This is a genomic window from [Lactobacillus] timonensis, from assembly GCF_900240275.1.
GTDB lineage: Bacteria > Bacillota > Bacilli > Lactobacillales > Lactobacillaceae > Limosilactobacillus > Limosilactobacillus timonensis.
Window position 1 is genome coordinate 1 of record NZ_LT964769.1, and the last position, 4,357, is coordinate 4,357.

Here is a 4,357-nt window from a genome sequence, read left to right on the forward strand (position 1 = left end):
AGTCTGAATCTTGGTAATTACTGAGTAACCTTAATTTTTCCGTCGTTGAATATGTTCCTATTCAAAACACCCCCTAGAGATGACACTTTTATTATTTAAAGTGTCAACCCTAAGGGGTATTGTACGCCCGAGCGATCGGTTTCTTTCTACTTAGTACTGCTTCCTAATCAACACATGTCTCAACCCACTTTGGCTCCAATCCACATATTGGTAAACAGTATGCTTCTCAACATGGAAGAATTTGCCAATCGTCTGGTATGGCATGTTGTACGTCTGATGGTGGATAGTATGATGGGCGGCAGCATTACGCAATTGCCACAATGGACCGGCTCCTGCAATGATTAACCCACCTACTAAAACAGAAGCGTAATAAAGGTCACGATGCCAGTTCAACGAAATGTCTTTAATGACCAGAAAGTTAATAATTATCAGTGCCAGTACACTCACACGCATGACCAAATCGTTAGCCGCGCCAAATTCAAAGAATGGCAGGATAAATAGCATTACACTGTCCACGTACAATAGCAGGTTACGTCGTTCACCCTTCAATAACAACAATACCCAAATGATCCACGATGCCTGACAAAACAATTTGTGAGGTTCCGTCAGACTATCTAACAACTTACTAAAATAGTCGATTCTTTATTTCAACTGCCCATCCCTTACCAAATACTGCTTTCCAGCCGTCACGTCATACTGCACTAGCTGGTAATCATGCCAAAGTTGCTTTTGCTGACGAGTCCAATGCTTTTGAGTCACTACTTTGCCGCGCTGGTCAATGAATTGCCCCTTGGAATTGAACTGGTTAGTGGTGTTCTGCTGGGTATCCAAGGCAAATGCTGGTAGTTGATGAAGAACCTGGGTCAACATTGCCTGGTACCATTCAACTCGCGAATTGGTCTGTTCAGCCGCTAAAGCAATAAAGTCATTAGGGTCAACATATTTCGTATCGACCGTCATTTTACGATTAGCGCCATGCTCACGTGCATACCGGTTAGAGTAAATAAAGTAGTCAGTCTCATGTAACTTCAGACCATCTTTAGTGAGCGAATTACCATAAATGCCACCTGGTAAATGATCACCGTAAAAGACTAACGTAATCGGACGCTGAAGCTGATCGATTTGCTTGATAAATTGACTAACAGCTTGATCAGTATGGTGAATCCCCACAGCATAATCTTCTAAGCTTTTAATCGATGTTCCCTTAGCTGCTTTGGCACTGAATTGACGATGACCATCATAAAAATTCTGATCATAGGGAAAATGATTCTGCATCGTAACTAGCTGAATGAACTGCCCATGTTGATAATTACTAAGTTGATCCATCACATTAGCATATGCAGTTTGATCAGATAAGTATGGGCTCTGATCAATCTTATGCTGGTGTTTGATCCCCTCTTTGCCACCTAGATAATGGAAGGCATTAAAGCCAAACTTCTGATAAACCGTCTTCCGATTATAAAAAGTTCCCAGGTATGGGTGGATCGCCGTCGAATGCTTAAAACTGCCGACAATGGAAGGATTATGCGCTAGCGTCCCAACAAGTTGGGTATACGGAGTAGCCAAGGTAGCCGAGAAATTACTCAACGCAAACCCGGTAAGCGTCATGTACTCCATATTGGCCGTACCGCCACCATAGCCGGAACTAACCATAATCCCACTAGTGTTTGTCTTCTTGAGACTATCTATTAGCGGTATCGGATTGTTCTTAAGTGAAACACCCGGTACTCGCCGTGGATTAGAAAAACTTTCACTGAGGTTAAAAATAATCGTCTGGTCACTGAGTTTATTCGTTCGTTGCTTATTAATTATCCTTGCTTCATGTGCATATCGATGCCGGACCTTCATCATTGTTGCTCTGGAATAGCCGTGCGGTTTGGCCATTACGGTCACATCAAGGTTGTTGAGGAACTGAATAATTGGACCGTTCACTCGTGCACCAGATAATTGATTATAGAACATCGGATCATCCCCAAATCCTCGCATTAATGTATCTAATGCAGAATTTGGATGGTTCCATCCCAAAGAACTAAAAAGTAATACTGGCAAAATAACCAATGAAGCAATCGTTGATTGCCAATTCAAACTATTTTGATGATCTTTCCTTTCCAGGTAGACAACAAGCACCACTGAGATAATCAATGCAACAATTACCGCAATGATTACTACTGGTCCGGCCATGCTGATTAAACTACCCCAAACGCTTACCATCTTTAACTCTGACGGCATGATCGGTTCATTACGAGCCAATATTTTCATTCGACTGGCAATAATCCAAATGGAAATAAGAAAAGTTGAACCAATTAACGCAACATAGTAACGACGAAAAAGGGCCCATAAAAACATGGTGAATGCAAAAATAAAGATAGCATTCAAGATAATCATAGTCTGCCTTTGAAAGAAGGTCAGCATGATAATATTAAATGACTGACCAACATTAGGCGTGATTTGCCAACTGGTATTCATCAGCAACATGGATACAAAAGCTAAGAGATAAGAAACAATTACAGCGATCAATACTGCGTGGTGCTTACGAGCAGCCTCACTTATTTGAACTTTTTTCTTATTGAACCAAGGTTCAAGCGTTTCTGGCCCACTAATTTCTGCAAAGAAACGGTCAAAGACAGATGACAAATTCAAAGCTGATGACAGTTTGATAGTAGCATAAGACCAGACCCAAGCAGCTACTAGCAATATTAACGACACTGCCGAGCCAAGAATCAGTAACTTAATTGTTGAATGGCCAGCATGCCTAATAAGGTCACCTTTAAGTTCTTTGACCATCGCTGGAGTACATACAAACGTTAACCCAGATACAACGGTTGGCCAAATATCAGGAAACACCGCCCAATGTTCGTCAGCAAGTTGAATTAGGGAATATGCTGCCATTATCAATAAGGGATTAGCCAGAGAAGTAAAACGATCGGCGCTTGTTAAACTACCATGATTCAACACCGAAATATAAGGCATAATACCGGTTAATACTAAACAACCAATTCCAGAGATTAAAAAAACACGAAATGGCTTTGATACTTGAAAGTCAATTGTGCCAATTAAGAATAAAATTGTAAAAAGAAGCGGATTACGTAATCCGTGAAGGCGAAACATATCAACACCAAATACAAACGGGATGGACAAAATCAGTAACAACACATATCCAACCCATCGTTGGTGTTGTTGCTTAATTTGCTGAGTAATAGTACTGATTACTAATCCGATGAAGAGTCCACTAATAATGGGCACTTCATTACGTAGTATGGGAAATAACGCCGTATATAAGTCAGTAACTTGGAAATGATTGCGAATCGTCAATAAAAGAGTTATCAACACTCCTGTTACCAGCATTAACATCCACAATTTCGTAATAAATACTAGGGTATGCCTAATATTATGTTGCACCTTTGTACTCATTCGGCCCAGCAATATTAGTAACATAGCAATCCCTGCTAACATGATGATATGAAGCCATTGACCGGTAATTGCGCGAAGACTAGTACCGGCAGCAAATAAGATTGACGGTGAACAACGCCAGACGATTAATGTAACCATAGACCAAAAACTGAACAATAATGTCCAAAATGCATTTGATTTTTGTTTCACTGTTTTTCTCCCAAATAAAAAATCAGTATAGATTGTAACATAATGGATAAACACTCTGCTAATTTATTAAAACGCTATATTCTCAAACCAAAATTTAGTTAAAATGTGAAATAAAATTACCCTATTTCATATTCATTTAGCCAACTATGAAAAAGTCATATAAATTCAGAGTATTATAAAATTCTGAAGATTTACATTTGGTCATCTATTAGGTGCGATTATTATCATCTGTAAAAAATATTTTTATTTCATTATGCTACAATAAAACGGAACGCTTTAAATGGAGGAACAATAATGACAAATTATCATCATCCTTGGGTGTCAATTTGCGCCAGCGTATTATTAGCAACTTCAGTTGGTTGGTTTACGACTGCGCATGCTGACTCTACATCAAATAGCTCCGCTAATTTAATCGTCACTGAGTCAAACAATAACATTACTCCTGTCGATCATTCGGATAAAATCAGCACTGTTACAAATAACAATAATACTACTGTGACAAGTTCTACACCGCAGGAGTCAGTCACTGTAAATCCAAATAATGGTTTAGTAACTACAAATGGTAGCACTAAATATTATCAAGATGGCCAAGCACAAAGTGGTTGGCAAAAGGTTGACAATAAATGGTATTATTTGGATCCATCAACGCAAGATTCTCATACCGGTTGGTTGTCATACAACAATAATTGGTATTACTTTGCTGATGGTCAATCTGGAGCCAGTGAAGGATTTCAAACTATTAATCAGCGTAACTACT

Annotated in this window: 2 protein-coding genes and 1 pseudogene; 1 reads left to right on the forward strand and 2 read right to left on the reverse strand. The window is 39.2% G+C overall.

What is annotated here, in order from left to right; all coding sequences use genetic code 11:
- Positions 1 to 150: 150 nt before the first annotated feature.
- Both C1710_RS08040 and C1710_RS08045 read right to left on the reverse strand, forming a co-directional pair.
- Positions 151 to 558: a hypothetical protein gene (locus tag C1710_RS08040; protein WP_146002391.1), complete on the reverse strand. Its 408-nt coding sequence runs from the start codon at positions 556 to 558 to the stop codon at positions 151 to 153.
- 84 nt (positions 559 to 642) lie between these two features.
- A complete protein-coding gene (locus tag C1710_RS08045; protein WP_102281900.1) occupies positions 643 to 3,600 on the reverse strand; it encodes an LTA synthase family protein in 2,958 nt (985 codons plus the stop codon).
- Positions 3,601 to 3,894: 294 nt separating this feature from the next.
- On the opposite strand from C1710_RS08045, the pseudogene C1710_RS08050 reads away from it, so the two are divergent.
- A pseudogene (locus tag C1710_RS08050) lies at positions 3,895 to 4,357 on the forward strand (hypothetical protein); the annotation flags it as partial.